At 67.3% G+C, this 25303-nt stretch carries 22 protein-coding genes; 8 read left to right on the top strand and 14 right to left on the bottom strand.

Annotation, left to right across the window (positions count from 1 at the left end; translation table 11 throughout):
- Positions 1 to 9: 9 nt before the first annotated feature.
- From argH to OR600_RS03370, 3 genes are all read right to left on the bottom strand, one after another.
- Positions 10 to 1422, bottom strand: coding sequence for an argininosuccinate lyase (argH, locus tag OR600_RS03380; RefSeq protein WP_135977740.1), 1413 nt, complete (start codon positions 1420 to 1422; stop codon positions 10 to 12).
- Between the two features lie 24 nt (positions 1423 to 1446).
- On the bottom strand, positions 1447 to 2793 hold the full coding sequence (locus tag OR600_RS03375) for an argininosuccinate synthase (RefSeq protein WP_265590655.1): 1347 nt from the start codon (positions 2791 to 2793) through the stop codon (positions 1447 to 1449).
- Positions 2794 to 3007: 214 nt separating this feature from the next.
- Positions 3008 to 3442, bottom strand: coding sequence for an arginine repressor (locus OR600_RS03370; protein ID WP_135977742.1), 435 nt, complete (start codon positions 3440 to 3442; stop codon positions 3008 to 3010).
- Positions 3443 to 3749: 307 nt separating this feature from the next.
- Here OR600_RS03370 and OR600_RS03365 point away from each other — a divergent pair, with 307 nt between their 5' ends.
- The gene (locus OR600_RS03365; protein WP_265590654.1) at positions 3750 to 4892 is read left to right on the top strand and encodes a hypothetical protein; all 1143 of its coding nucleotides are present in this window, start codon (positions 3750 to 3752) and stop codon (positions 4890 to 4892) included.
- Positions 4893 to 5003: 111 nt separating this feature from the next.
- Here the strand turns inward: OR600_RS03365 and OR600_RS03360 are convergent, their stop codons facing one another.
- Positions 5004 to 6731, bottom strand: a complete 1728-nt coding sequence (locus OR600_RS03360) for a phospho-sugar mutase (RefSeq protein WP_265590652.1) — start codon at positions 6729 to 6731, stop codon at positions 5004 to 5006.
- A 207-nt stretch (positions 6732 to 6938) separates the two neighbouring features.
- Between OR600_RS03360 and yihA the strand changes: the two genes are divergently transcribed.
- Complete coding sequence (gene yihA / locus OR600_RS03355) at positions 6939 to 7556, top strand: ribosome biogenesis GTP-binding protein YihA/YsxC (RefSeq protein ID WP_265590651.1); 618 nt, start codon at positions 6939 to 6941, stop codon at positions 7554 to 7556.
- A 14-nt stretch (positions 7557 to 7570) separates the two neighbouring features.
- On the opposite strand, the gene OR600_RS03350 is transcribed toward yihA, so the two are convergent.
- A complete protein-coding gene (locus OR600_RS03350; RefSeq protein ID WP_135977746.1) occupies positions 7571 to 8215 on the bottom strand; it encodes a Crp/Fnr family transcriptional regulator in 645 nt (214 codons plus the stop codon).
- A 105-nt stretch (positions 8216 to 8320) separates the two neighbouring features.
- On the opposite strand from OR600_RS03350, the gene hcp reads away from it, so the two are divergent.
- From hcp to rlmKL, 4 genes are all read left to right on the top strand, one after another.
- Positions 8321 to 9973: a hydroxylamine reductase gene (hcp, locus tag OR600_RS03345; protein ID WP_265590650.1), complete on the top strand. Its 1653-nt coding sequence runs from the start codon at positions 8321 to 8323 to the stop codon at positions 9971 to 9973.
- Positions 9974 to 10141: 168 nt separating this feature from the next.
- Positions 10142 to 11056, top strand: coding sequence for a cysteine synthase A (gene cysK, locus OR600_RS03340; RefSeq protein ID WP_265590648.1), 915 nt, complete (start codon positions 10142 to 10144; stop codon positions 11054 to 11056).
- 304 nt (positions 11057 to 11360) lie between these two features.
- Positions 11361 to 11537, top strand: coding sequence for a hypothetical protein (locus OR600_RS03335; protein WP_168354004.1), 177 nt, complete (start codon positions 11361 to 11363; stop codon positions 11535 to 11537).
- Between the two features lie 252 nt (positions 11538 to 11789).
- Entirely contained in the window at positions 11790 to 14486 is a 2697-nt protein-coding gene (rlmKL, locus tag OR600_RS03330; RefSeq protein WP_265590647.1) for a bifunctional 23S rRNA (guanine(2069)-N(7))-methyltransferase RlmK/23S rRNA (guanine(2445)-N(2))-methyltransferase RlmL, read from the top strand.
- 11 nt (positions 14487 to 14497) lie between these two features.
- Here the strand turns inward: rlmKL and OR600_RS03325 are convergent, their stop codons facing one another.
- The 5 genes from OR600_RS03325 to OR600_RS03305 all read right to left on the bottom strand — a co-directional run bounded on the left by OR600_RS03325 (position 14498) and on the right by OR600_RS03305 (position 18610).
- Positions 14498 to 15700, bottom strand: coding sequence for a sensor histidine kinase (locus tag OR600_RS03325; protein WP_265590645.1), 1203 nt, complete (start codon positions 15698 to 15700; stop codon positions 14498 to 14500).
- Entirely contained in the window at positions 15697 to 16398 is a 702-nt protein-coding gene (locus OR600_RS03320) for a response regulator transcription factor (protein WP_168354005.1), read from the bottom strand. The genes OR600_RS03325 and OR600_RS03320 overlap by 4 nt, the downstream gene beginning before the upstream one ends.
- A gap of 62 nt (positions 16399 to 16460) precedes the next feature.
- On the bottom strand, positions 16461 to 16781 hold the full coding sequence (locus OR600_RS03315) for a hypothetical protein (RefSeq protein WP_135977751.1): 321 nt from the start codon (positions 16779 to 16781) through the stop codon (positions 16461 to 16463).
- A gap of 10 nt (positions 16782 to 16791) precedes the next feature.
- Positions 16792 to 17478 (bottom strand): ATP-binding cassette domain-containing protein, encoded by a 687-nt coding sequence (locus tag OR600_RS03310; protein WP_265590644.1) that lies wholly within the window; start codon positions 17476 to 17478, stop codon positions 16792 to 16794.
- Positions 17471 to 18610 (bottom strand): hypothetical protein, encoded by a 1140-nt coding sequence (locus OR600_RS03305; protein WP_135977753.1) that lies wholly within the window; start codon positions 18608 to 18610, stop codon positions 17471 to 17473. The genes OR600_RS03310 and OR600_RS03305 overlap by 8 nt, the downstream gene beginning before the upstream one ends.
- Before the next feature lie 205 nt (positions 18611 to 18815).
- Between OR600_RS03305 and OR600_RS03300 the strand changes: the two genes are divergently transcribed.
- Positions 18816 to 21077, top strand: coding sequence for a KUP/HAK/KT family potassium transporter (locus tag OR600_RS03300; RefSeq protein WP_251164289.1), 2262 nt, complete (start codon positions 18816 to 18818; stop codon positions 21075 to 21077).
- Between the two features lie 95 nt (positions 21078 to 21172).
- On the opposite strand, the gene OR600_RS03295 is transcribed toward OR600_RS03300, so the two are convergent.
- From OR600_RS03295 to OR600_RS03280, 4 genes are all read right to left on the bottom strand, one after another.
- Positions 21173 to 22009, bottom strand: coding sequence for an HAD family hydrolase (locus OR600_RS03295; protein WP_265590643.1), 837 nt, complete (start codon positions 22007 to 22009; stop codon positions 21173 to 21175).
- Positions 22010 to 22016: 7 nt separating this feature from the next.
- Positions 22017 to 23531, bottom strand: a complete 1515-nt coding sequence (locus OR600_RS03290) for a citrate synthase (protein ID WP_204407800.1) — start codon at positions 23529 to 23531, stop codon at positions 22017 to 22019.
- A gap of 43 nt (positions 23532 to 23574) precedes the next feature.
- Positions 23575 to 23871: an ACT domain-containing protein gene (locus OR600_RS03285; protein ID WP_135977756.1), complete on the bottom strand. Its 297-nt coding sequence runs from the start codon at positions 23869 to 23871 to the stop codon at positions 23575 to 23577.
- Between the two features lie 89 nt (positions 23872 to 23960).
- A complete protein-coding gene (locus tag OR600_RS03280; protein WP_135977757.1) occupies positions 23961 to 24443 on the bottom strand; it encodes a CarD family transcriptional regulator in 483 nt (160 codons plus the stop codon).
- A 173-nt stretch (positions 24444 to 24616) separates the two neighbouring features.
- Here OR600_RS03280 and OR600_RS03275 point away from each other — a divergent pair, with 173 nt between their 5' ends.
- Entirely contained in the window at positions 24617 to 25300 is a 684-nt protein-coding gene (locus tag OR600_RS03275; RefSeq protein WP_265590642.1) for a glycosyltransferase family 2 protein, read from the top strand.
- The last annotated feature ends 3 nt before the right edge of the window (positions 25301 to 25303 follow it).

Here is a 25303-nt window from a genome sequence, read left to right as displayed (position 1 = left end):
CGCGGACCCCTAGCGCGCCTCCCCCGCAACAGCCTCCTTGAGGAGGGCGAGCTGCTCGGCCACGGCGTCGGGGGCGGTGCCTCCGAACGTGGTGCGCCGCGAGACCACGGCGTCGATGGCCACGGCATCGGGGGCATCGTCGCCGAAGAGCGGCGACCAGCTGCGGAGCTCCTCGGCCGTGAGATCCTGGAGCGTCACGCCGGCCTTGACGCAGTCGGCCACCACGCGGCCCACCACGCCGTGGGCCTCCCGGAACGGCATGCCCTTGCCCACGAGGTAGTCGGCGAGGTCCGTGGCCGCCATGAAGCCCTCGTGGGCCGCCTCGGCCATGCGGTCGGACCTCACCCTCATGGTGCGCACCATGCCCGTGACGGCATGGAGCGAGCCCAGCACGGTGTCGAAGGCGTCGAACATGGGCTCCTTGTCCTCCTGGAGGTCCTTGTCGTAGGTGAGCGGGATGCCCTTGAGGACCGTGAGGATGGAGACGAGGTCGCCGTAGACGCGGCCGGTCTTGCCGCGCACAAGCTCACAGAAGTCGGGGTTCTTCTTCTGCGGCATGATGGACGACCCCGTGGAGTGGGCGTCGTCCATCTCCACGAAGCCGAACTCCGCCGTGGACCAGACGATGAGCTCCTCGCAGAGGCGCGAGAGGTGCATCTGACACATGGAGCAGGCGTAGACGAGGTCGCACACGAAGTCGCGGTCGGCCACGGCGTCCATGGAGTTGGGGATGACCGAGGAGAAGCCCATGGCCCCGGCCGTCATGGCGCGGTCCAGCGGGTAGGTGGTGCCGGCCAGGGCCGCCGAGCCGAGCGGCGAGGCGTCCGCGGCGTCGAGGGCCGCGTCGAAGCGGCGGCAGTCGCGCAGGAGCATCCACGCGTAGGCCAGCAGGTGGTGGGACAGGAGGACCGGCTGGGCGGGCTGGAGGTGCGTGTATCCGGGCATCACGACGCCGGACTCCCCCTCCGCCCGCTCCGCGAGGGCGGCCACGAGGTCGAGGGCGGCGTCATGCAACGAGGCCGCGAAGCCCTTGGCCGCGAGGCGGCCGTCGGTGACGGTCTGGTCGTTGCGCGACCGCCCGGTGTGGAGCCGCCCGCCCGCCGGGCCGATGCGCTCGGTGAGCACGCGCTCGATGGCCATGTGCACGTCCTCGTCCACCGTGGGGTCGAAGACGAACGTGCCGGCCTCGATCTCGTCGGCAATCCGGGCGAGCCCGGCGCGGATGGCGTCCACGTCGGCCTCGTCGAGCACGCCCTGACGGCCGAGCATCGTGGCGTGGGCGACGGATCCGGCGATGTCCTCGCGCCACAGGCGCCGGTCGAACGTCAGCGACGCCCCGAAGAGCTCAAGCTCGCCCGAGGGCGTGGCGTCGAAGCGGCCTGACCAGAGGGGCTTCGGGGCTTGGTTCTGCTGGCTTTCCATGGGTCGTCCACCTCGGATTTTCGTCTACTTGTACAGGGTGACCTTGGCGGCGGCGCCGGAGGGCTCCACGCTCACCACGAGAGGCTTGGGGTCGCAGGCGGCCGCAGGGGCGTCGCAGGGAGCTCCCTGGCCCAGGGTGCGCTGGGCCCACACCTTGTTGGGCAAGCCGTAGAGATCCATGAAGCCCTTGGCGGCGGAGCGGTCGTAGGTGTCGCCCTCGTCGTAGGTGGCGAGGCCGAAGTCGTACATGGAGCTGTCGCTCTTGACGCCGGTGACGGTGCAGGAACCCTTGTAGAAGCGCAGGCGCACGTCGCCGGTGACGGTCTGCTGGGTGGACTCGAAGAAGGAGTCGAGGGCGTCCTTGAGGGGGCTGAACCAGAGGCCGCCGTAGACCTGCTTGGCCCACTCGTGCTCGAGCTGCAGCTTGACGGCCAGGACGTCGCCGGGCAGGCAGAGCGACTCGAGGTGCTTGTGAGCGGTGATGAGGGCGAGGGCGGCGGGCTGCTCGTAGCACTCGCGGCTCTTGATGCCGATGACGCGGTCCTCGATCATGTCGATGCGCCCGAAGCCGTTGCCGCCGGCGATGTTGTTGAGCTTGCCGATGAGGGCGAGCATGGCCATGGGCTCGCCGTTGAGGGCCACGGGCCTGCCCGACTCGAACGAGACCACGACGTCGCAGGGCTGGTCGGGGGCCTCGATGGGGTCGACGGTCATGACCCAGGCGTCGCAGGGCGGCTCGTTCCAGGGGTTCTCGAGCACACCGCACTCGATGGCGCGGCCCCACACGTTCTCGTCGATGGAGTAGGGCGAGGACTTGGTCACCTCGATGAAGATGCCGTGGTCGGCGCAGTACTCGATCTCCTGGGAGCGGGTGAGGAGGTCCCAGTCGCGCACGGGCCCGAGGATCTCGAGGTCGGGGTCCAGGGCCTTGCACTCCAGCTCGAAGCGTACCTGGTCGTTGCCCTTCCCGGTGCAGCCGTGGGCGATGGCCACGGCACCCTCCTTGTGGGCGATGTCCACGAGGTGCTTGCAGATGACGGGGCGGGACAGGGCGGAGAGGAGCGGGTAGCGGTTCTCGTACATGCCGTTGGCCTTGATGGCACAGGCGCAGACGTCCTCGCAGAACTCCTCGCGCATGTCGACGGCGTAGGAGGCGGTGGCGCCGAGGGAGACGGCCTTCTGGGCGATGTGGTCGATGTCCGAGGAGCCGGGCTGTCCGAGGGCGGCGATGGCGGTGACGACCTCAAAGCCCTGGTCTTGGAGCCAGGGGATGAGGCAGGAGGTGTCGAGACCGCCGGAATAGGCGAGGACGACCTTTCCCTTGGGGGCGGCGGTGTTGGCGGTGGCGGTAGCGGTGGCGGTAGCGGTCATGGCTCTGCTCCTTGACGATGGGTGCCGTCGACGACGGTCCCCCGCGAGGAGGGGCCGTCCCAGGCTGTTCTGTTGTGTGAGCGGGTCTTTGCTTGAAGACAGACGCACGCACCGCCTCGGCGGGGCATGCGCGGCCAGACGGGCGCCGGACAGGCGTCGCCTGGGGTCTGGGGCGCGGACACCCGGAGGCTCGAGGCCTACCGGATGGCCGCCATCATCGGAAGTTGCGGAGCTTGTTGATGTGGCCCTCGAACGCCTCCGCGCTCTCGGGGGAGGTCGCGACCACCAGGATGGTGTCGTTGCCGGCGAGGGTCCCGACGACCTCTGGGAGGTCCGCGGCGTCGATGGCCGCGGCGATGCCCGACGCGGTGCCGGGCTGCGCCTTGACGAGCACGAGGTTGCCGGAGTGGTTGACGTCGGTCACGAGCTCGGAGACCATGCGCTGGAGGTGGAGGTCCTCGGCGAGGACGTACACGCCCTCGGGCAGCTTGCGCAGGCCCATGTCGGCGATGTCGCGGGAGACCGTGGCCTGGGTGCAGGCATAGCCGGCGTCCTCAAGCTCTTGGACAAGGACGCGCTGGGTGCGAATGCTCTTGCCGCGCACGATCTCGCGGATGGCATCCTGCCTGTTGTTGCGTCCCTTGACCAAAAAAATCACCTTTGCCTTGGTTTCCTCGGCGCGCCATTCATCGTGGCGCATGAACCGGGGCCGCTCGGTCGAGCTGGTCGGCTTGCAGGCAGTTTGCCCCTGTCTGGACCTTTTGAGGGCAGTATTTCCCCTCAATTATCGACTTCGTAACAAAACATGTCCGGCGGACGGTACCAAAGCGTCGGCGGACGGCTGGATCGGCGCCGTCGGCCCTTTTGCAGGGTCCCTGACAAAGGCGTCCTCGCCGGCCGAGGGTTTATGATTGGTTACCCGAGGAACAAGATTCGTAAATGATACGGGAGGTCCCGTGAACGAGAGTCCGCAGATGGGAAACGGGCGTCCGCCCCTGGGCAACGGGTCCGGGCGTCGCTCAAGCCACGGCAGCCGGTCCTCCTCGCGGAGACGTGCCCAGGGCCAGCCGCCGCAGCTGCACGGCCGCGGCTACCAGACCCCGGCCCAACGCCGCCGCAACGCGAGCGGCTACCAGCTCCAGCGCCACCCCATCAACTTCGCCGGGCGCCGCGGGCGCCTGGGCGCGCTCGACCCGCGCCTCATCGTCCTTGTGGCCGTCGTCCTCGTGGCGGTGGTGCTCGTCGTCTCCTCGGTGGTCTCGTGCGTGTCGTCGGCGCCCTCGCGGGACCAAGGCCCCGCGGTGTCCCAGGACCTGCCCGACGACCTCCAGAACTCGCTCAGGCAGGCCCTCTCCCGCGACTCCCAGCTGGCCGAGATCGCGGAGCGCGGCTCCGAGTACCCCGAGCCCCTCATCCGGCTCGCCCTCGCCGAGCCCGGCGCCGTGGGCTTCGTCTACGGCTGGACGTCCTCAGACCACGACACCGCCCAGCCCTACGACGACGCCGTGGCCCAAGGCGAGGTCCCAGCGCTCTACGGCTGGGACGCCCGCTGGGGCTACCTCGACTACGGCGGCTCCCCGCTCGCCGTGACCGGCTCGGGCCCCATCGCCTGCGCCATGGCCCGCATCGCCCTCCTTGGGAACGCCGACCAGACCCCCGCGACCATCGCCCAGGCGGCTACCGACGCCGGCAAGGCCTCCGGCGACTCGGGCACCGACGCCTCGTTCTTCACCGAGAAGGGCGGCGACCTCGGGCTCGCCGTGGCGGCACTCGACCTCGCCGGCACCGCGGCCCCCGGGCAGGACGCGGGCCAGGACTCCCCCGAGGGCGACGGCCCCGACCAGGCAGCCGCGCCGGGTACCGCGGCCACGGGCGACGCCCTGGCGAAGGCCCTCGGCGACGACACCTACGTGCTGGCACAGACCGGCGGCGGCGCTCTCGGCGCGACGCCGCACTGGGTGCTCGTGACCCCGGGCGACAACGGTGCCGTCACGGTGCACGACCCCACGTCGAGCGGGAACTCCTCGCACCAGTGGGACCCCGCCACCGTGGCGTCCGACGTCGCGACGGCCCTGACGGTGCAGCCCGCCAAGGCGTAGCACCTCATCATCTCCCCCCCTGCACCTGAAAACGACTGAGGGCGGCCCGGCGTGTACCAGGTCGCCCTCAGCCTTTTTCAGGTGCGCTTGATGCAGATGAAGGAGGGATTCCTAGGCCAACAGGCTCTCCTTGGCGGCGACGGCCAGCTTGTCCTGGACGGCCTCGGCGTCCTCGCGGGTGGCGCCGGTGGTGAACAGGTAGGCCTTGATCTTGGGCTCGGTGCCGGAGGGGCGCACGATGACCTTGTGGCCGCCGGCGAGGCGGTACTCGAGCACGTTGGCCGCGGGCAGGGTCTGCGCGGGGTCCTCGGGGTCCTTGTTGAGGATGGGCATCTCAACGCACCCCGCGTAGTCGGTGCAGCCCTCGACGTCGTAGCCGGCGATGGTCAGCGGCTGCTGGGCACGGAGGCCCTTCATGATCCGGGCCATCTTGTCGGCGCCGGCAGCGCCCTCGAAGGTGACGTTGACCACGCCGTTGAGGTAGAAGCCGAGCTCGCGGTAGAGCCCGTCCATGGCCTCGTAGAGGTCCTTGCCCTGCCTGGCGTACCAGCCGGCCATCTCGCAGATGAGCATGGAGGTGACCACGGCGTCCTTGTCGCGAGCATGGGTCCCGGCCAGGTAGCCGTAGGACTCCTCGAAGCCCAGCAGGTAGCGGTCGCCCTCACCCTTGGAGGTGAGCATGTCGATCTGGCCGCCGATGTACTTGAAGCCGGTGAGCACGCGGCGCATCTCGAAGCCGTACTTGCCGGCCAAAGCGTCGGGCATGGCGGAGGAGACGATGGTGGAGACGACGACCTTACGGGAGACGTCCTCGCCGGCCTCCTGCTTCAGGCGGGCGAGCCAGTCGACGAGCAGGACGCCCACCTCGTTGCCGGAGAGCAGCTTGTAGTCGCCGTCGTGGGGCACGGCGATGCCCACGCGGTCGGCGTCGGGGTCGGTGGCCAGCAGGAGGTCGGGCTTGACCTCGTCGCAGAGCTCCAGGCCCTTCTGCAGCGCCTCGCGGATCTCGGGGTTGGGGTAGGGGCACGTGGGGAAGTCGCCGTTAGGCTCCCTCTGCTCGGGCACCACGACGACGTTGTCGATGCCAACGCGCGACAGGATCTTGGTGACGCACTCGAGGCCGCTGCCGTTGAGCGGGGTGTAGACCACCTTGAAGGAGCCGTCCTCGGCCACGCAGCCGGGCACGGAGACGGTCTGGATGGCGTCGAGGTAGGCGTCGATGACGTCGTCGCCGACCCACTCGACAAGGCCCTTCTCCTGCGCCTCGCCGAAGTCCATGGACCGGACGCCGGCGAAGATATCGGTACCGTCGATGGAGGCCTGGATCTCGTCGGCGGCCTCGTTTGCGATCTGGCAGCCGTCGGGGCCATAGACCTTGTAGCCGTTGTAGGGCGCGGGGTTGTGGGAGGCGGTGATCACGATGCCGGCGTCGCAGCCCAGGTGGCGGGTGGTAAAGGAGAGCACGGGGACCGGCTCGATGCGCGGGGCAACGAAGCTCTTGATGCCGTTGGCCGCGAGCACGCCGGCAGCGGCCTTCACGAACTCGTCGCCCTTGTTGCGGGAGTCGCGCATGATGGCGACGGTGGGGTTCTCGCAATGGGCGTTGAGGTAGTCGGCCAGGCCCTGGGTGGCCTGGGAGACGGTGTAGACGTTCATGCGGTTGGTGCCCACGCCCAGCACGCCGCGGAGGCCGGCGGTGCCGAACTCGAGGTCGCGGTAGAAGGCGTCGACGATGGAGTCGTCGTCCTTGGCAAGCAGGTCGGCAAGCTCGGCGGCGAGCTCGGGCTCGTCGACGTTCTCCTTCCAGAGCTGCGCGCGCTCCTGGATCTTGGTGTCCATGGAAACCTCTTTCCGTTTGAGGGGTCACGAACGGGCGTTCAAACCCGGTTCAGCCGTCTGGTTGGCCCCATTCTATGTTTATCAAGATGGATTGTTGCCGCTTTGGGCACTCTTCAGGGTCGCGCACCTTTTTTACAGAAGAGTCCGGCATTTGCAGGGCCTTCGGGGGGGGGCGGCCGCACCGCCTGAGGCGGCCGAGCGGGTATCATGGCCCAAGGCGACGACCCGGGAGGACCCTTGGAAAAGATCGACTTCACCCACGCGCGGTTCTGCGCGGCCTATGGCACCCCAGATCAGATCCCCGAGGCCAAGCGACCCGAGGTCTCCGTGGTGGGGCGCTCCAACGTGGGCAAGTCGTCGCTCATCAACCGCCTCGTGGGCCGCAAGGCCCTCGCCAAGGTGAGCTCCAAGCCGGGCAAGACGGCCACGGTGAACTTCTACGACGTGGACGGCATCTACCTCGTGGACCTGCCGGGCTACGGCTTCGCCAAGGTGAGCGCCGCGGAGAAGAGACGCTGGGCCGACCTCATCGGCGGCTACTTCGACCAGGAGCGCAGCTTCAACCTCGTGGTCTCGCTCGTGGACATCCGCCACGAGCCCCAGAAGCTCGACCACGAGATGGTGGGCTTCCTCAAGGAGGGCGGCTTCCCCTTCGTGGTGGTGCTCACCAAGGCCGACAAGCTCAGCCGCGCCCAGCAGCAGCGCCAGCGGGCCCTCATCGCCCGGGAGCTCGACATCGACCCGGAGACGGTCCTGGTCACCTCGGCCGAGAAGGGCCAGGGCATCGACGAGCTCAAGGACGCCATCTCGGCGGCCTGCGTCTAGGGATCCCTCGCCCCTCAGCCCCCTATCCTGAACCTCCGGCCCGCCACCGCCACCAGCCCCTCCCTGGCCATGCGCCCCAGCTCCCGGGAGAGGGCGCTGCGGTCGACCCCGAGGTAGTCGGCGAGCTGCTGGCGGCCCACGGGCACCTCGAACCACTCCCCCTCCCCGACCCCCCGCGCCTCCCGGGCGGCGGTCAGGTAGGCCATGACCTTCCCCCGGATGGTGCGGGGCGCCGTATGGAGGGCCCGCCTCGACAGGCCCACGTTGCGCCGGGCCAGGATCTCCGAGAGGTTGCGGGCCACGGGGGCACAGACGGGGTCGCCGGAGAGCTCGAGGAGGCGGGCGGCGTCGAACCACAGCACACGGCCGTCGGTGTCGGCCACCACGTCGACCATGAGCGGCTCGTCCCCAAGGACCGCGTAGGCCTCGGCGAAGACCTCGCCCGGGGCGGCCCAGCCGATCACCGCGGTCTGACCCAGGCCGTCCGCGGCCTCCATGCGCACGCGCCCCTCCACCACGAGGCCCGCCCACACCCCGACGTCCCCCCGCGACAGGAGGCGCTCCCCCTGCGCGCACCCCCTGAGGGAGAAGCCCACCATCTGGGCCAGACGGTCGAGGTCCCCCTCCCCCACCCCCGCCAGCAGCCGGCTCTCAACCATTTTGGGTCCCCCTCAGCCTTCTCGTTATGTTGCAATCGCAACATACCATGGCCGGCCGACGGCCTAGGGTATGGCCCATCAGGCACCCACCCCGAAAGGAGCCCCATGACCACCCAGGAGACCGAGGAGATCCAGGCTGAGCTCGCCGCCGCCCTGCCCCACGAGATGTTCTGCTTCCAATGCGAGCAGACCGCCGGGGGCACCGGCTGCCGATGGCACCAGGGGGTGTGCGGCAAGCACGCCACCACCTCAAACCTCGAGGACGAGCTCACCGGCTACCTCGTCGCCTACGCCCGCTGCGTCCACGACGCCGGTGTGGCCTCCCCCTGCGCCCACGCCTCGCTGCCCATGGTCGAGGGGCTGTTCTGCTGCATCACCAACGTGTGCTTCGACGACGACGCCGTGCACGCCCTCATCGCCTCCATCCGTGAGCGCATCGACCATGTGAGCGCCCGCCACGGCCTGGACGCCGCCGACTACCCCGCCTACGACATGGGTCTCGTCTGGAACGCCGACGAGGACGTCCGCTCCCTCAAGAGCCTCCTGCTCTTCGGCCTGCAGGGCATGGCGGCCTACGCCTACCACGCCGCCATGCTCGGCGCCCGGTCCCAGGCCGTGGACGGCTTCTTCTTCCGCGCCCTCTACGGGCTCTCGGCCACCGACGACCGGCAGGCCCTCCTCGACCTCGTGCTGGAGTGCGGCCGCGTGAACCTGGAGTGCATGGCCATGCTCGACGAGGCCAACACCTCCACCTACGGCGACCCCGTGCCCACCACCGTGGACCTCGCCGTCGAGCCCGGGCCCTTCATCGTGGTGACCGGCCACGACCTCCGCGACCTCGAGCAGATCCTCGAGCAGACCGACGGCCGCGGCGTCAACGTCTATACCCACGGCGAGATGCTCCCCGCCCACGCCTACCCCAGGCTCAAGGAGCACCCGCAGCTCAAGGGCAACTTCGGCACCGCGTGGCAGAACCAGCAGCGCGAGTTCAGGGACATCCCCGCGCCCATCGTCTGGACCACCAACTGCCTCATGCCCCCCAAGGACTCCTACGCAGACCGCGTCTTCACCACGGAGGTCGTGGCCTACCCCGGCTGCACCCACATCGACGCCGACGGGGGCGGCCGCAAGGACTTCACCCCCGTCATCGAGCGCGCCATCGAGCTCGGGGGCTACCCCGAGCGCCACGGGATGACCGGCGTCAACGGGGGCACCCAGGTCACCTGCGGCTTCGGCCGCAAGACCGTCCTCGACAACGCCGGCGCCATCGTGCAGGCCGTGAAGGACGGTGCCATCGGCCACTTCTTCCTCGTGGGCGGCTGCGACGGCGCCAAGCCGGGCCGCAACTACTACACCCGCTTCGTCGAGGAGACCCCTGCCGACAGCGTGGTGCTCACCCTCGCCTGCGGCAAGTACCGCTTCAACGACCTCGACCTCGGCGAGGTGGCCGGGCTGCCCCGCATCCTCGACATGGGCCAGTGCAACGACGCCTACGGCGCCATCCAGGTGGCCCTCGCCCTCGCGGAGGCCTTCGGCTGCTCGGTCAACGAGCTCCCGCTGTCCTTCGTCCTCTCCTGGTACGAGCAGAAGGCCGTCTGCGTGCTGCTCACCCTGCTCGCCCTGGGCGTCGAGGACATCTACCTCGGCCCCGACCTGCCGGCCTTCGTGAGCCCCAACGTCCTCGGCATCCTGCAGGAGCGGTTCGGCATCCGCGGCATCACCACGCCCGAGGCCGACATGGCGGAGATGCTGGCGTAGCCTTCGACGCCCACGGGCCGTCCAGCCCCCCATCCGGGCCCCGTCCGCGGGGCCCTTTCTTTTGGCGGTCTACCATGGAGTCCGCTCCCGGCGGGATTTAATACCTGAGAAGGGGTAGGATTATAGCCATGGCCGACCGGCCACCTTGCACCGGCTTTGGAGGAAAGCATGCGTATCGCAACCAGCGTCAGCGCCGCCATCGGCGACACCCCCCTGATCGACCTGTCGTTCCTCTGCGACGGCGACGTGACCCTGCTCGGCAAGTACGAGGCCGCCAACCCCGGCGGCTCCGTGAAGGACCGCGTGGCCCGGGCCATGGTGGACGCCGCCGAGAACGACGGCACCCTGGAGGAGGGCGGCACCATCGTGGAGCCCACCAGCGGCAACACCGGCGTGGGCCTGGCCATGGTGGCCGCCGAGCGCGGCTACGGCATGGTCCTCGTCATGCCCGAGACCATGAGCGTGGAGCGCCGCAAGCTCGCCGCGGCCTACGGCGCCAGGATCGAGCTCACACCCGGCGCCACCGGCATGGCCGGGGCCGTGGAGCGCGCCGAGCAGATCGTGGCCGAGACCCCCGGGGCCGTGATGATGGGCCAGTTCTCCAACCCCGAGAACCCCCTGGCCCACTACCGCACCACCGGGCCCGAGATCTGGCGCGACACCGACGGCGCCGTGGACGCCTTGGTGGCCGGCGTGGGCACCGGCGGCACGGTGAGCGGCACCGGCCGCTTCCTCAAGGAGATGAAGCCCTCCGCCCAGGTCTTTGCCGTGGAGCCCGCCGAGTCCCCCGTCCTCGAGGGCGGCCAGGCCGGCCCCCACAAGATCCAGGGCATCGGCGCCAACTTCGTGCCGGACAACTACGACGCCGAGGTGGTCGACAAGGTGCTCGCCGTGACCGGCGACGACGCCATCGCCATGAAGGACCGCCTGGCCGAGCAGCTCGGGCTGCTCGTGGGCATCTCCGCCGGCGCCGCGGTGTCCGCCGCCGTGGAGCTCGCCAACCGCGAGGACATGGAGGGCGCCGTCATCGTGGCCGTCCTGCCCGACACCGGCGAGCGCTACCTCTCCCTCATCGAGGCGTAGGGCCGGGAGCCAGCCGGACCCCCTGGCCCCTCGATGAGCGGCTTCGGCGAGCGGCCTCGAGCCCCTCGGTGCGCGGATTCTCGCACACGGAAGCTTCGTGCGTGCCCATACCGCTCACCGAGGGGCCTCCCGGCACTCATCGAAAGACCGCAGTGAGCCCAAGGGGCCGTCCTGGAGATTCCACACTCCAATACGGCCCCTTGGGCTCGTTGTCGGTCCGAAAAGCCACGCCCCGGGACCGCGTTTTGGTAATCACGTGATTTAATTGTATTCATATATTTCTAGTTTTTGCTGAGGAGCAGCCATGGAGATCATTTGCCCAGAGGAGTGGACCTACACGCTCGTGATGAGGAAGAAGGACGACCCCTCGATCGCCATCGAGAGCGAGATGTCCGAGGGTCTGGGCTACGAGACCTTCGTCAAGTGCGGGGAGGAGTTCCGCCGCCAGGTGCAGGAAGGGCTCGAGGCCGCCTCGGAGTAGCGGCGGACAGTCAAAGCCACCGACACAGAGGGGCCGGCACCCACACGTGCCGCCCCCTCTGTGTCGGTAGGTTTGACGTTCGTCGGCACCCCTGGGCGCGCTGAGCGCGGGTACCGGGCGCCCGGCGCCCGTGCTTTCCGCTGCCTTTGGGTCCCGCCTTATTTCATGGGGTCGCGCCGCCCCGCCCCCACCCGGGACGCCGCAAGCGGTAGCATGGGTTGACTTTGCTTGACAACCCAAGAGAGGCGCACCATGAGATTCTACGCGACCTGCCCCACCGGTCTGGAACACCTCCTCGCCCAAGAGCTCGAGAGCCTGGGCGTGCCCTCCGTGCGCCCGCTCCAGGGTCAGGTGGGCTTCGAGGGTCCCCTCAAGTGGGCATACGTCGCCTGCCTATGGAGCCGCATCGCCAGCTCCGTCGTCGCCGTCGTGGAGTCCGGCCCCGTGACCGGTGCCGAGACCCTCTACGACCTCGCCGCCGCCATCCCGTGGGAGGACCACCTCCCCGTGGGCGCCACGTTCGCCGTGTACACCTCCGGCACCATGGAGGGCCTCGACAACACCCTCTTCACCAGCCAGAAGGTCAAGGACGCCGTCGTCGACCGCATGCTCGCGGCCAAGGGCACCCGTCCCAACGTCGACACCGACGACCCCGACCTCCGCATCCGCGTGCGCATCCGCGAGGGCCACGCCACCATGGGGATCGACATGAGCGGCGAGCCCCTGTTCCGCCGCGGCTACGAGAAGGCCGCCCGCCGCGCCGCCATCCCGCCCCAGCGCCCCGACTACGCCGCGGCCGTGCTCGAGCTCGCCGGCTGGTGGCGCACCGTGCGCCGCCCCATGCCCTCCGTCTGCGTGGCCTTCTCCGGCGGCGGTACCCTGGCCGTCGAGGCCGCATCGGTGGCCCTCGACCGCGCCCCGGGGCTCCTCCGCGTGCGCTGGGGCTTCTCCCGGTGGCTCGGCCACTCGGAGCGCAGCTGGTCGCAGGTGCGCAACGAGGCCGAGCGCCGCGCCGCCGCAGGCGCCAAGAACCCCCTCGTGCTCGTGGTGAGCGACACCCGCGAGGGCTTCGGCGCCGACTGCCGCGCCCTGCTCAACTCCGCCGGCATCGACCGCGAGCCGGTGGTCGTGCCCGCCCGCGAGGTCTCCCGCGCCGGGGCCGAGCTCACCGAAGACCGTCTCGTGGCCGTGGACCTCGCCTGGCTGCACGCCGACGAGGCCGCCCGCGAGGCCGAAGCCCTCTCCTACCTCACCGGGCTCTGCTCCGGCCTGCCCGAGGGCACGCCCGCCTGCACCCTGGCCCGCGACGGCGCTCTGGACGCCCTCCTCGGCATCGAGCCCGAGGACGAGGTGGAGTCGCTCATGGGCAAGAACAACGTCTACCTGCGCGGCTACGCCGACATCGCCATGGATCCCCCGGCGGCGGTCACCCTTAAGGATGGCTCCGAGGTGCCGGTGCTCGTGCCGGTGACCGACCAGTTCGCCGCCCGCCTGGAGAAGGACGCCAAGGAGCGCTCCAAGTGGGCCGAGGCCGAGGACGTCACCTGCTACCGCGTCTACGACCAGGACCTCCCCGACTACAACGTGGCCATCGACCTCTTCCGCGGCGCGCCCCAGACGCCGGGCCGTTGGCTCGTGGTCTCCGAGTACGCCGCGCCGTCCGAGATCGACCCCGAGAAGGCCCGCCGCCGCCTCATCGACGTGCTCACCGTGGCGCCCCGGGTGCTCGGCGTGCGCGGCCGCGACGTGGCCCTGCGCGTGCGCCACAAGGCCAAGGGCGGCTCGCAGTACGCGGCACCCGAGGACATCACCCGCACCATCAAGGCCCGCGAGCTCGCCCGCAACGTCCCCGGCCGCCCGGCCCGCAAGCCCAAGGCCCGCTACGTGGACGGCGTGGAGCTGCCCGAGGGCTGCAAGCTCGTGGAGGAGGGCGGCCTCACCTTCGAGATCAACCTCGTCGACCGCCTGGACTGCGGCCTGTTCCTCGACCATCGCGACGTGCGCGCAGAGATCCGCGAGATGGCCAAGCAGATGAGGGGGTCCAAGCGCTTCCTCAACCTGTTCGCCTACACCGGCACCGGCACCGTCTACGCAGCCGACGGCGGCGCGGGCTACACCACCACGGTGGACCTCTCCTACACCTACATCGACTGGGCCCGCCGCAACATGCAGCGCAACGGCTTCGACGGCGAGGAGCACGAGTACGTGAAGGCCGACGTCCTGCGCTGGGTGGACGAGCAGCGCAAGACCCGCAACCGCTGGGACCTCGTCTTCTGCGACCCGCCCACCTTCTCCAACTCCAGCTCCATGGGCGAGCGCAGCTTCGACGTCCAGCGCGACCACTCCGAGCTGCTCATCGGCATCTCCCGCCTGCTCACCCGCGACGGCGTGTGCCTGTTCAGCTGCAACCTGCGCGACTTCACGCCCGACGTCGAGAAGCTCGACCGCTGCGGCGTGACCGTCGAGGATGTCACCGAGCGCACCATCCCCCACGACTTCGAGCGCAACTCCAAGGTGCACCATGTCTACATCGTGCGCCGCAAGCCCATGAGCGAGGAGAAGCGTGCCGAGATCGAGGCCCGCAAGGCCCGCGGCGACCACGCCGGCAAGCGGGCCCCCGACAGCCGGTACCGCGGCGACCGCAGGCCCGGCGGCTTTGGCGGCGGCAGGGACGGTCACGGGCGCGGCAACCGGCGGGACGGCCGTCACGGCTCAGACGGCCGCACGGACCGCAGGCCCGGCGGCTTCCGCGGGCGCGACGGGCGCGACAACGACCGGCGGGGCGGCGGCCATGGCGGCAAGGACGACCGCCGCGGCGGGTTCAAGGGCGGCAGGCCCGGATCGGACCGCGGCGGGTTCAAGGGCGGCGACCGCCGCGGCCCGCGCGGCGCAGGCCCCTCGGGCAACAACCGCCGCGGCCAGGGCCGCGAGGGCGGCAACCGCCACTGATGCAGTGGGCCTCAGGGCGCGCGGAGGTGCTCTGAGGCCCATGTTCTTGGTAACCAAAGGCTCACACGAGTCCCACCTTTGCTTGAGTCAGCGGTCAGCTTCGCGCCCAACCGTTCGGCATAGTCAGCTGCAAGCGCCATACCAATGCCGGTACCTCCCGCATCGCAACTGTAAAAACGATCAAACAGATGCTCCCTCTCTTGGTTCCCGAGAGCTGCCCCGTCGTTCTCAACGAAAAGCTCGATCTGTTCCTCTTGGACCGTCATTCCTACCCTCACCACGCTCGCCGCATGACGGAGCGCGTTTACAGCTGCGTTAAACAGAATGGTCGCAACTTTATCCTCGTCAGAACCCAGGACAAGAGGCGTGGGATTCACAGGGGAAAGCTCGATTCCGCGAGAACGAGCCTCTGGGCCCAATGAGCGCACTACGTCGAAGAGCGTCTCCCGGACATCGAAAGATGCGATTGAAACATCAACCATTCCGGCATCCGCCTTGGAGAGGAGGAGGATGTCGCCCACGAGCCGCTCTGACCGCGACAGTTCCCTGTCGATACCGGCGGCCGCATCGTCAAAGCTCTCATGCTGGGCACGTACGGCATCGATGTGCGCTCCGATAACCATGAGGGGCGTCTTAAGTTCATGCGAAGCATTGGCAAAGAAGTCCCTCTTTGCCAACTCAGCTCTTTGCAACTGAGACTTCATATATCGAACGCCCATCCAGAGCAAGACGTCAACGCCAAAACAAAGGAAAGCAATGACCCCTCCGGAAAACCTCGCAAGCGCCCATGCCACGCTCGCGTCTGCCACAAGAACACCAGCAGGCTTATAGTCCGTCTCACTGGGATTGGCGGACTTCTCGGGCGTAAAGAAAAAGCATTCGTCGCCCCTGACATATGAGGACATCTCGCCTGGCTCAAGTCGATGTGCCTCACTTCGAACATGCTCCAGCAGGTCAGCCGAGAGCACGCCCACGTACCCCTCGGGCTTCGATGACGGCTGAAGAGACGGGTCGAGAGAGATGAGCCACACTTCGGGAGCGACCGGTCCATTGTGAAAAAAACCGATGTTTCCCGACGAAAGGGCACGGCGAGCAAGGTCCTGCAGCATGCACCACTGGGCAGCCACAAACAGGAAGGGAATGAGCGCCACAACGACCCCCAGCACCATGCCCGCACGGTTAAGCAGGCCCGGATGGTTGCTCGGCACGGTCACAGCCGCCCCTCCCCTTCCCGATAGGTCAGACGGTAGCCGCGTCCCCACACCGTCTGGTTGTACACGGTGCTACCAGCCGCTAAGAGACGGCGCCTGAGCCTGCGATTAGCCTCGTCGATGGCACGACTTGCAGGAAGAGGCTCAGAGCCCCAGACCTCTCGGGACAACTCGTCCCGAGAGACCGGTACGTTAAATTTTTTGAAGTAGAAGAGAAGGAGCTGATGCTCTTGAGCCGTCAGGGCAAGCTCCATACCGTCCACAGAAAAGGTTCTCGTCCGAGCGCAGTATTCGAGGTTGCCCCACCTTTTAGGCATTCCACCAAGATCCCGTGACCTCACATCGATCCGATGGAGTATCGAACGCACCTTTGCCACCAGGAGCGTTGGCTTGAACGGCTTCGTAATGTAATCGTCGGCACCAAATACCAGGCCACGGCAATAGTCTTCGTCCGAATCTTTGGCGCTGACCATGACAACAGGCACCTGAGACGAGCCTCTGATGCGAGCCAGCAGCTCGATGCCGTCTATCCCGGGCATCATTATATCGAGTATTGCAAGATCGCAAGGCGTTCTGGAGAACACGTCCCAAAACTCGGAGCCGGAACCGAAAGCAAGAACCTCGTGGCCATCTGCAGCAAGAAAGCGATTGAGAATCTCGCGCACCTCACGCTCGTCATCTGCGAGATAAATCAGTGCCACTGCGCTTCCCTTCGCGCACAAGGTAGGGGGCGTTCGCCCCCTACCTAACTAAACGATCAGCACTACCTCAACGTATAGATTAGCTTGTGCTGAGAAATCTGACCCTGATAGCCGTTATACCATCCGTTGTAATAATCGATCACCGTGTCCTTAGAGGAGTATGTGCGCTGGTATGTTATCCTTTTATATTTAATATCATACCGATCAACGCGAAAAAGGCCACAGGTGAACTCCTTAAAGGTGTCAATCACCTCATCAGTATAGGTCTGCACCTGATCGGGCTGCTTCACGGCCGCCTGGGCCTGGGCCGGGGCGCCCAAACCCAAGATCGCGACTGCCAACAAGGCCACCAGCAGGCCGATGCCCCTCTTACTCATCCGCATGTCCAACCCCTTACTCTCTGCTCGTCTCATAGCAACTGAAAAATCCTTCCCTCAAGTCCACATTTCCCTTCACCTCCTCAACGGCATCGCAATGGAGAAAGAGGACGCGATCGCATATGCGCTGCAGCCCCTCGAGCAAATGGGAGGAAATGAGGACGGTCCTTCCCGCACGTGCCATAGCACGCACTTCAAGCTCAGCCTGCTTCGTTCGCAGGGGATCCAAGGCGTTCATCGGCTCATCGAGGAGCGTGTAGGGCGCTTCCGTTGCCGATGCCATCGCAAGGAGTGTTTGTTGAATCATGCCCTGCGAGTAGGAGCGAAGCGGCCTCTTCCAAAACGAGAGGACGCCCAATCGGTCTCCAATCGCTTCAGTGCACGCATCCGAACCCCAACACCCCGCCGCATGGCCCATAAGCTCAAAGGCGCTCAACGGGCACCGCTGAGTCACCTGCTGCCATCCCGAGTAGTACACGGGCCAGCGCCGAGAGCGCCCTGGGAGCCGCTTTTGTCCATCCGCTTCAACGACGGAGCCTTTCCCAGCGGGCACATCCCCTGCAAGGGCACGCATAAGCGTCGTCTTTCCCACTCCATTAGGCGCGGCAAGGCCAACCACCTCACCTCGACGCAGGCGAAATGAGATATTGCGGAAAACAGGGCTCCATCCATAACCAGCCGCAAGATTAGAAACCTCAAGCATGGGTCCACCTTTCGGTCAGCCATAGCCTATAGACGCGACGTAGTGCCCATGCCGCTGCCCCCACAAGAGAAGCTGCAACAATCAGCAGCGCAAATGCCACAAAACACAAAGGAAAAGGAGACAGTGCTTCTGATAAGACGGAATCGGCAGCGCTAAAGCACCCCGCATATCCGCACAAGATCCCGGGAGCAAGATATGTGCTGACGCACAGAGCAAGGATGTCCTCAGGCACTGCACCCCCGTACAGCCCAATGTTAGGGAGCAGCCCAATCGCACCGGCCACCAAGCAACCAACGAAAACACTCGACCACATGCCAAGGAGGGCCATGAGGGCCGACAGGCAGAGGGAACCGAGCAGTACAAGGGTCGCGGATACGAAGAGGGACTCCCCGACTGTCGTGGAAATGGCCTGGTCACCCTGCATGAAAGCAATGGGATATGAAAGGTCGCCCAACCCATTGCAAGCGGCCATCCATACCATAGCGGGGAGGAAGGAAACAATGAGGCTTACGACGGACAAAGCCCATGGGGCGAAAGTGCAAACAAAGAGATTCAAAACAGGCCGGGGCGCCTGCAGGGACACAATGCCCTGCCTGTAAGATCCAACCGCAACGGCCGCACACGTTAAGACCGGCATACAGAGGATAATTGCCGGGGTCGTCCCGAATACGTAGGACGCATATTCAAACGCCGGCATTTTCGACGCAACATCAAAAGACTGGGGCCCTCCGGCCTGCGCCATTGCCTCATAGAATAGCTGATAGCCCTCCAACAGCCCTGCGCTTGAAACAAGAGCTCCCTGCGCGGCCAGATCCCTCTCAACGGCATTCGCCCTTTGCATCGATGAGTAAAATACCGCATCGCTTTGGGAGAAAACCGCCTCCTTCAAGGCAGCCCGCAACTCCTTGAAAGGCTCTTCCTCTTCTGGCGTCATCCCATCGTAGAAACCATTCGACCATTCCTCCTCTACCTGCCTCAGCTGATTCTCTGCCTGCATACGCAGAAACGGAGTGCCAAACACAGGAACAGAAGCAATCGCAGGCATCAAGAGGGCCAAAGCCACAGCCATAGTCACAAGAGGCAGCTTCCTGTCACGGGCTACGATTTTCCATACTATGTAAAACCTTTCCATAAGAACCTCCTTTGGCTGGCTTTAAGTCTCGCATGTAATCCCCGGATATGTTCACGGCCTATGCCACACGAATGCCACAGATTTGCAACAACCGGTCCCGGGTAGAAACCATGGATGTTTTCCCAGCACAAAGGGACTTCCACCTCAGCGGAACAACGCTAGACTAGGTGAGTTTTCCACCTGCCATCCCTCGATTGGAGTCACCATGGCATCAACCGTCCCGGCCGTCGCCAAGAAGGCGGGCCACGGCGCCATCCCCTTCTCCCTGGGCATGTCCCTCGTGACCTTGGGCGTCGTCTACGGCGACATCGGCACGAGCCCCCTCTACGTGATGAAGGCCATCGTCGCGGGCAACGGCGGCCTCGCGAGCGTCTCACAGGACATGATCATCGGCGCGGTGTCGCTGATCATGTGGACCGTGATGCTCATCACCACGGTCAAGTACGTGCTGGTAGCCATGCGTGCCGACAACCACAACGAGGGCGGCATCTTCGCCCTCTACTCCCTCGTGCGCCGGTGCGGCAAGTGGCTGATCCTGCCGGCCATGATCGGCGGCGCGGCGCTCCTCGCCGACGGCATCCTCACCCCCGCCGTCACGGTCACCACGGCCATCGAGGGCCTCCGCACCATCGAGGTGGGCCACTCCTTCCTCGGCGACACCCCCACCATCGTGGTGCTCATCACCATCGTCATCCTCTGCGCCCTCTTCCTCCTGCAGCGCGCCGGCACGAGCTCCATCGGCAGGATGTTCGGCCCGGTCATGTGCGTGTGGTTCCTCTTCCTGGCCGTCACCGGCGCGATCAACCTCGTCGGCAACCTCGACATGCTCCGCGCCCTCAACCCCCTGCGCGGCGTCATGTTCCTGTTCGGCCCCCTCAACAAGGCCGGCTTCGCCGTGCTCGGCTTCGTGTTCCTGGCCACCACCGGCGCGGAGGCCCTCTACTCCGACATGGGCCACGTGGGCCGCTCCAACATCTACGCGTCCTGGCCCTTCGTGGTGTTCTGCCTGTTCCTGAACTACCTCGGCCAGGGCGCCTGGATCGTGGCCAACGCCGGCAACGCCGAGCTGGCTGCCACGGCCGAGCTCAACCCCTTCTTCGAGATGATGCCCGTGGACATCCGCGCCTTCGCCGTGGTGCTGTCGGCCGTGGCCGGCCTCATCGCGTCCCAGGCCCTCATCACCGGCTCCTTCACCCTGGTCTCCGAGGCCACGCGCCTGAACCTCCTGCCCCACCTGCGCGTCACCTACCCCTCCCAGACCAAGGGCCAGCTCTACATCCCCATGGTCAACACCGTCATGTGGATCGGCTGCATCGGCGTGGTGCTGCTGTTCAAGACCTCCTACAACATGGAGGCCGCCTACGGCCTGGCCATCACCCTCACCATGCTCATGACCACCCTGCTGCTCACCGTCTACCTGTCCAGGGTGCGCCGCCACACCGGCCTCGCCGTGATCTTCGCCTGCTTCTTCATGGCCCTCGAGGGCGCCTTCTTCCTCTCGTCGCTCTCCAAGTTCTTCCATGGCGGCTACGTCACCATCCTCATGGCGGCCGTCATCTTCTTCATCATGTTCGTCTGGCGCCGCGGCAGCGCCATCGAGCGCTCGCAGTCGGTCTTCCTGCCTGTAGCCCGCTACATCCCGCAGCTCAGGCGCCTGTCCGACGACGACACCATCCCCATGCTCGCCGACAACCTGGTCTTCCTCACCAACGACGCCAGCTCCGACATGCTCGACCGAGACATCCTCTACTCGATCCTCGACAAGCGCCCCAAGCGTGCCCGCTGCTACTTCTTCGTGACCGTGCGGGTGACCGACGAGCCCTTCACCCACGCCTACACCGTCAACGACTTCGGCACCGACTTCGTCTTCAAGTGCACCCTGCACCTGGGCTTCAAGGTCAACCAGCGCGTGAACGCGTACCTCCGTCAGGTAGTGGGCGACCTTGTCCGCAGCGAGGAGATGGCCCCCCAGCCCATCCGCTACTCCATCTACCGCGACCCGGGCTCCATCGGCGACTTCCGCTTCGTGATGCTGCGCAAGCTCCTCACCCCCGAGACCGAGCTGTCCGGTGAGGACCGCACCGTCATGAGCGTCAAGTACGCCATCAGGCGCATCTGCGGCAGCCCGGCCCAGTGGTACGGCCTGGCCACCTCCGGCGTGCTCTTCGAGTACGTGCCCCTGTTCAGCCGCATGGCGCCGGTGACAGTGCTCGAGCGGGTTCCCCTCTCCCTCTCCTCCGACCTTGCGGCCGAGGAGGGCGACGACGAGGACGACATCCTCTCCCTCGACCTTGCCGACGAGATGGCCGACGTCATCGCCGACACCGAGGCCAACGTCATCGGCGGCGAGGAGTCGGCCGACCGCACCGGCGTGCACCCCAAGGTGGTCTTCGACGAGGAGGGCCGCCCCGTGCGCATCGAGCGCCCGGGCCACCGCGGACACCGTCACGGCCGCGGCAGGAACTAGACCGCGACCGCCCTGTGCGACCTTACGAGAACGGGGGCGCCGGCCTTGCAGTGGCCGGCGCCCCCGTTCTCCATGGGCCGGGATAGAGGAGGGGCTCAGGCCCCGAGGAGCCGGAGGAGGTAGTCGCCCACCCCGCCCTCGTCGTTGGTGAGGCGCGTGGAGGCGTCGGCAAAGGGGGCGACGCCCGGCTGGGCGTTGGCCATGGCCACGCCGAGGCCGGCGGCCGCGAGCATGGAGGTGTCGTTCATGCCGTCCCCGAAGGCCACGGAGTCGGCCACGGGCACCCCCAGGTGGCGGCAGAGCCACTCCAGGGCGCTGCCCTTGGACGCCGCGGCGTCGCTGATCTCGAGGTTGCACGACTCCGAGGAGGTCCAGGAGAGGCTCGGGTCGGCCTCCACGGCGGCGATGCACTCGTCGCGCTCCTCGGGCGTGTGGTAGTACACCGAGAGGCGGTCCACCCGGCCGAGGCCGTCGACCACCTCGTCCAGGGGCTCGTCGACCACCGTCCTCGACCGGCGGATCTGGTCGAGGAACCCCGGCGTCAGGCCGTAGGTGTGCAGGCGGTCGAAGCGCTCCCGCTCGGCGAAGGCGCGGCCGTCGGCCATGACGTCTATCTCGATGTCCAGATGGCGCACGGCCCGGTAGACGGCGCGGGCCCTCCCGGGGCCCATGGGGGTGGCGTGGATGACGCCGTCGCCCCCGGCCCGCACGGCGGCGAGGTCCACCACCACGGCGCCGTTGACGCACACGGCATGGCGGGCGCCGGGCAGCGAGCGCAGGGACTCCGGAAGGCCCGCGAGCGGCCTGCCGGTGCAGACGACGAACTCGCCGCCGGACGCCGCGAGGGCCTCCAGGGCGCGCAGGTTGGTGGGGTGCACCTGCTTCTCGGGAGTGAGGAAGGTGCCGTCGAGGTCGGAGAAGACGATGGCCATGGGGCTCCTAGTGGGGCGACGACTGGGCGAGGGGCGCCGGCAGCGGGGGCTCGTCGCCCGCCCGGTCGGCGATGGGCACGTAGACCGGGCAGGTGGACGCCCACGGCACCACATAGGCGGGGCGGATGATGCGGCCGGCGCCGTAGAGCTCCTCCATGCGGTGGGCCACCCAGCCCGAGAGGCGGGCGATGGCGAAGATGGGCGTGTGCATCTCGGCGGGGATGCCCAGCATGTCGTAGACGAACCCCGCGTAGAGGTCCACGTTGGCGCAGAGCGGCTTGGAGGTGCCGCGGACCCGCGAGACCACGGCGGGCGCCAGGTCCTCGATGGCCTCGATGGTGTGGAACCTCCTCGAGAGGCCCTTGTGCTCGGCCAGGGCCCCGGCGTAGCGCCGGATGATGGCGGCGCGGGGGTCGCTCAGGGTGTAGACGGCGTGGCCGATGCCGTAGAGCAGCCCCGTGCCGTCGAAGGCCTCCCCCGCCGCGATCTTTGCGATGTAGGCCTCCATGGCCTCGGTGTCCGACGGGTCCGCAACGTGGTCGCAGACGTCGTCGATCATCTGACCCACCTTGAAGTTGGCGCCGCCGTGCTTGGGCCCCTTGAGCGACCCCATGGCGGCCGCGTAGGCCGAGTACGGGTCGGTCCCCGACGAGGAGAGCACGCGGCAGGTGAAGGTGGAGTTGTTGCCGCCGCCGTGCTCGGCGTGGAGCATGAGCATGGTGTCGAGGACCCGGGCCTCCTCGCGGGTGTAGCCCTCGGGGCCCCTGAGGACCCGGAGGATCGTCTCGGCCATGGAGAGCCCCGGCTCGATGGGCGGGATGGAGAGCTCGGACTGGTTGGCCTCGGCCGAGTACGCGGCGCTCGCGATGGCGGCGATGCGCGGCAGGCGGGCGAGCAGCGATACGGCGACGTCGACCTCGTGCTGGGGGTCCGTGGCGTCGGGGTCGTCGTCGAAGGCGTAGAGCAGCAGCGTGGCACGCTGGAGCACGTTCATGATGGACGTCGAGGCCGTGGTGCGCGGGAAGAGCGAGAGGTAGCCCACGGGGAGTGCCCGGCGGGAGTCGATGCGGTCGTTGAAGTCCGCGAGCTGGGCGTAGGTGGGCAGCTGGCCGCTGATGAGCAGGAAGGCGAGCTCCTCGTAGCCGAACCGCCCCTCGGAGGCGGCGGCCCCCACAAGGTCGCCGATGGAGTAGCCGCGCAGCAGGAGGTCGCCCTCGTCGGGCTCGACGCCGTCGGGGCCCTTGCGGTAGCCGTGGACGTCGCACACGGTGGTGAGGCCGGCCACGACGCCGGAGCCGTCGGGGTTGCGCAGGCCGCGCTTGACCCCGTAGTGCTCGTAAAGCGCCGGGTCCACGGCGTCGATGTTGCGAAAACCCTCGTAGAGGGCGTCGCTCACCGGCTCGCGGCCGCAGGAGACCGACGGCATGGGCCGCACGTCGGTGACGTGGAGCATGGCGCTCGTGCTGGCCGACGGGATGACGGGGCGGTAGTGGGCGGTGAGGCTCTCTTTGTTAACGGTCATGGCTCTCCTTGGGGCCGATGGCCGCCTCCCTCAGGCGGGACGCCTAGAGGCGGTACATGAAGCGGAAGACCTCTTCGCGCTGGAAGGTGATCTGGACGCCGAGCTCGCCCTGGAGGGCCGCGAGCTCACCCTGGAGGGTGTCGAAGTCCACGTCGACGGCGCCGAGGTCCACCAGCATGGTCATGGTGAAGACACCTTGGAGGATGGTCTGGGATATATCGAGGATGTTCGCGTCGTGACGGGCGAGCACGGCGGTGACCGCAGCCACGATGCCGGCGCGGTCCGAGCCGAGGACGGTGAGGATCGCGCGGCCGCTGGTCTCCTGGCGTTCCTGAGCCATGGTGCCTCCATACAACGAGGGCCCCGGGGCATGCCCGGGGTCCGGGAAGGGTCGGGTCTGAATTCTAACGGACGCCGCCGGCGCGGCCCCTAGGAGACGCAGGATTGAAAGCGGGCCGTAATCTGGTCCTCTGACTCGTGGAGCGCGCAGCAGAGCTCCTCCACGGAGCGGTCGTGGGCCTCCTTGTAGATGCGCTCGTAGATGACGGGGGCCTTCTTGTGGTTGGCCTCGACGTCGGCGATGCGGGAGCGGAAGGTCTTGGCGATGCGCATGACATCCGAGCAGGAGCCGTGGCGGATGACCTTCTTGAAGTGCTTCTCCTCGAGGACGGCGGACCGGTCCGTGAAGGGGTCGAGCTCCATGTCGGGGTAGCTCTCGATGAGGGACGCGGCCTCGTCGGCGGACAGGACCGGACGGAGGTTGGCCTCGGAGGCCACGGGATACTTGATGAGCATGGGGTTGCGCCCGTGGGTGGGCATGAGGTGGTAGACCGGGGAGTCACCGCCCTCCACAGCCTCGACGCAGCAGACGCCTTGACCCGGATGGACGATGTAATCACCGATTTGGTACATGTTTTCCTCCGTTTCACTTGCATCTATGCTAGCACAAGATATACTGGTTTGTTTTTGTCGTTACTATGGGACACCCTTCAGGGACCCGGGCGGCTCTGTGGCCTTTTGGGAGGGTGCCGTCGGGTACCTGCCGGGATGCTAGGATTGGAGCGTTGTCCCGCGAACGGAGCGCCATGAGGGTCTTGGCCATAGTGCCTGCATACAACGAGGAGGAGAGCCTCCAGTCGACGGTCGAGGAGCTCATGGCGAGCTGCCCGGACGTGGACATCCTCGTCATCAACGACGGCTCGCGGGACGCCACGGGCGCCATCTGCGACCGCGAGGGCTACAACCACCTGGACATGCCCATCAACTGCGGCCTCACGTCCGGCTTCCAGGCCGGCATGAAGTACGCGCTGCGGCACGGCTACGACGCCGCCGTGCAGTTCGACGCCGACGGCCAGCACCGCCCCGAGTACATCGCCGAGATGGCCCGGGCCATGGAGGGGCAGGGCGCCGACATCGTGATCGCGAGCCGCTTCCTCGAGGGCGAGCGCGGCCACTCCCTGCGCCACATCGGCAACTCGCTCATCTCCCGCCTCATCCGCGCCACCACGGGGGCCTCCATCACCGACCCCACGAGCGGCATGCGCATGTTCAGACGCAGCACCTTCAAGGCCTTCGCCGGCGGCATGGACATGGGGCCCGAGCCGGACGCCGTCGCGCTGCTCGTGCGCAAGGGCGGTGCCAGGGTGGTCGAGGTCCCGGCGTCCATGCGCGAGCGCCAGGCGGGCGAGAGCTACCTCTCCCCCGCCAAGGCCGTCACCTACATGGGGCGCACCTGCCTCAACATCCTGTTCTTCCAATGGTTCCGATAGGAG

It is taken from the genome of Granulimonas faecalis (assembly GCF_022834715.1).
Taxonomy (GTDB): domain Bacteria; phylum Actinomycetota; class Coriobacteriia; order Coriobacteriales; family Atopobiaceae; genus Granulimonas; species Granulimonas faecalis.
This window is presented reverse-complemented; position numbering and strand designations above follow the sequence as displayed.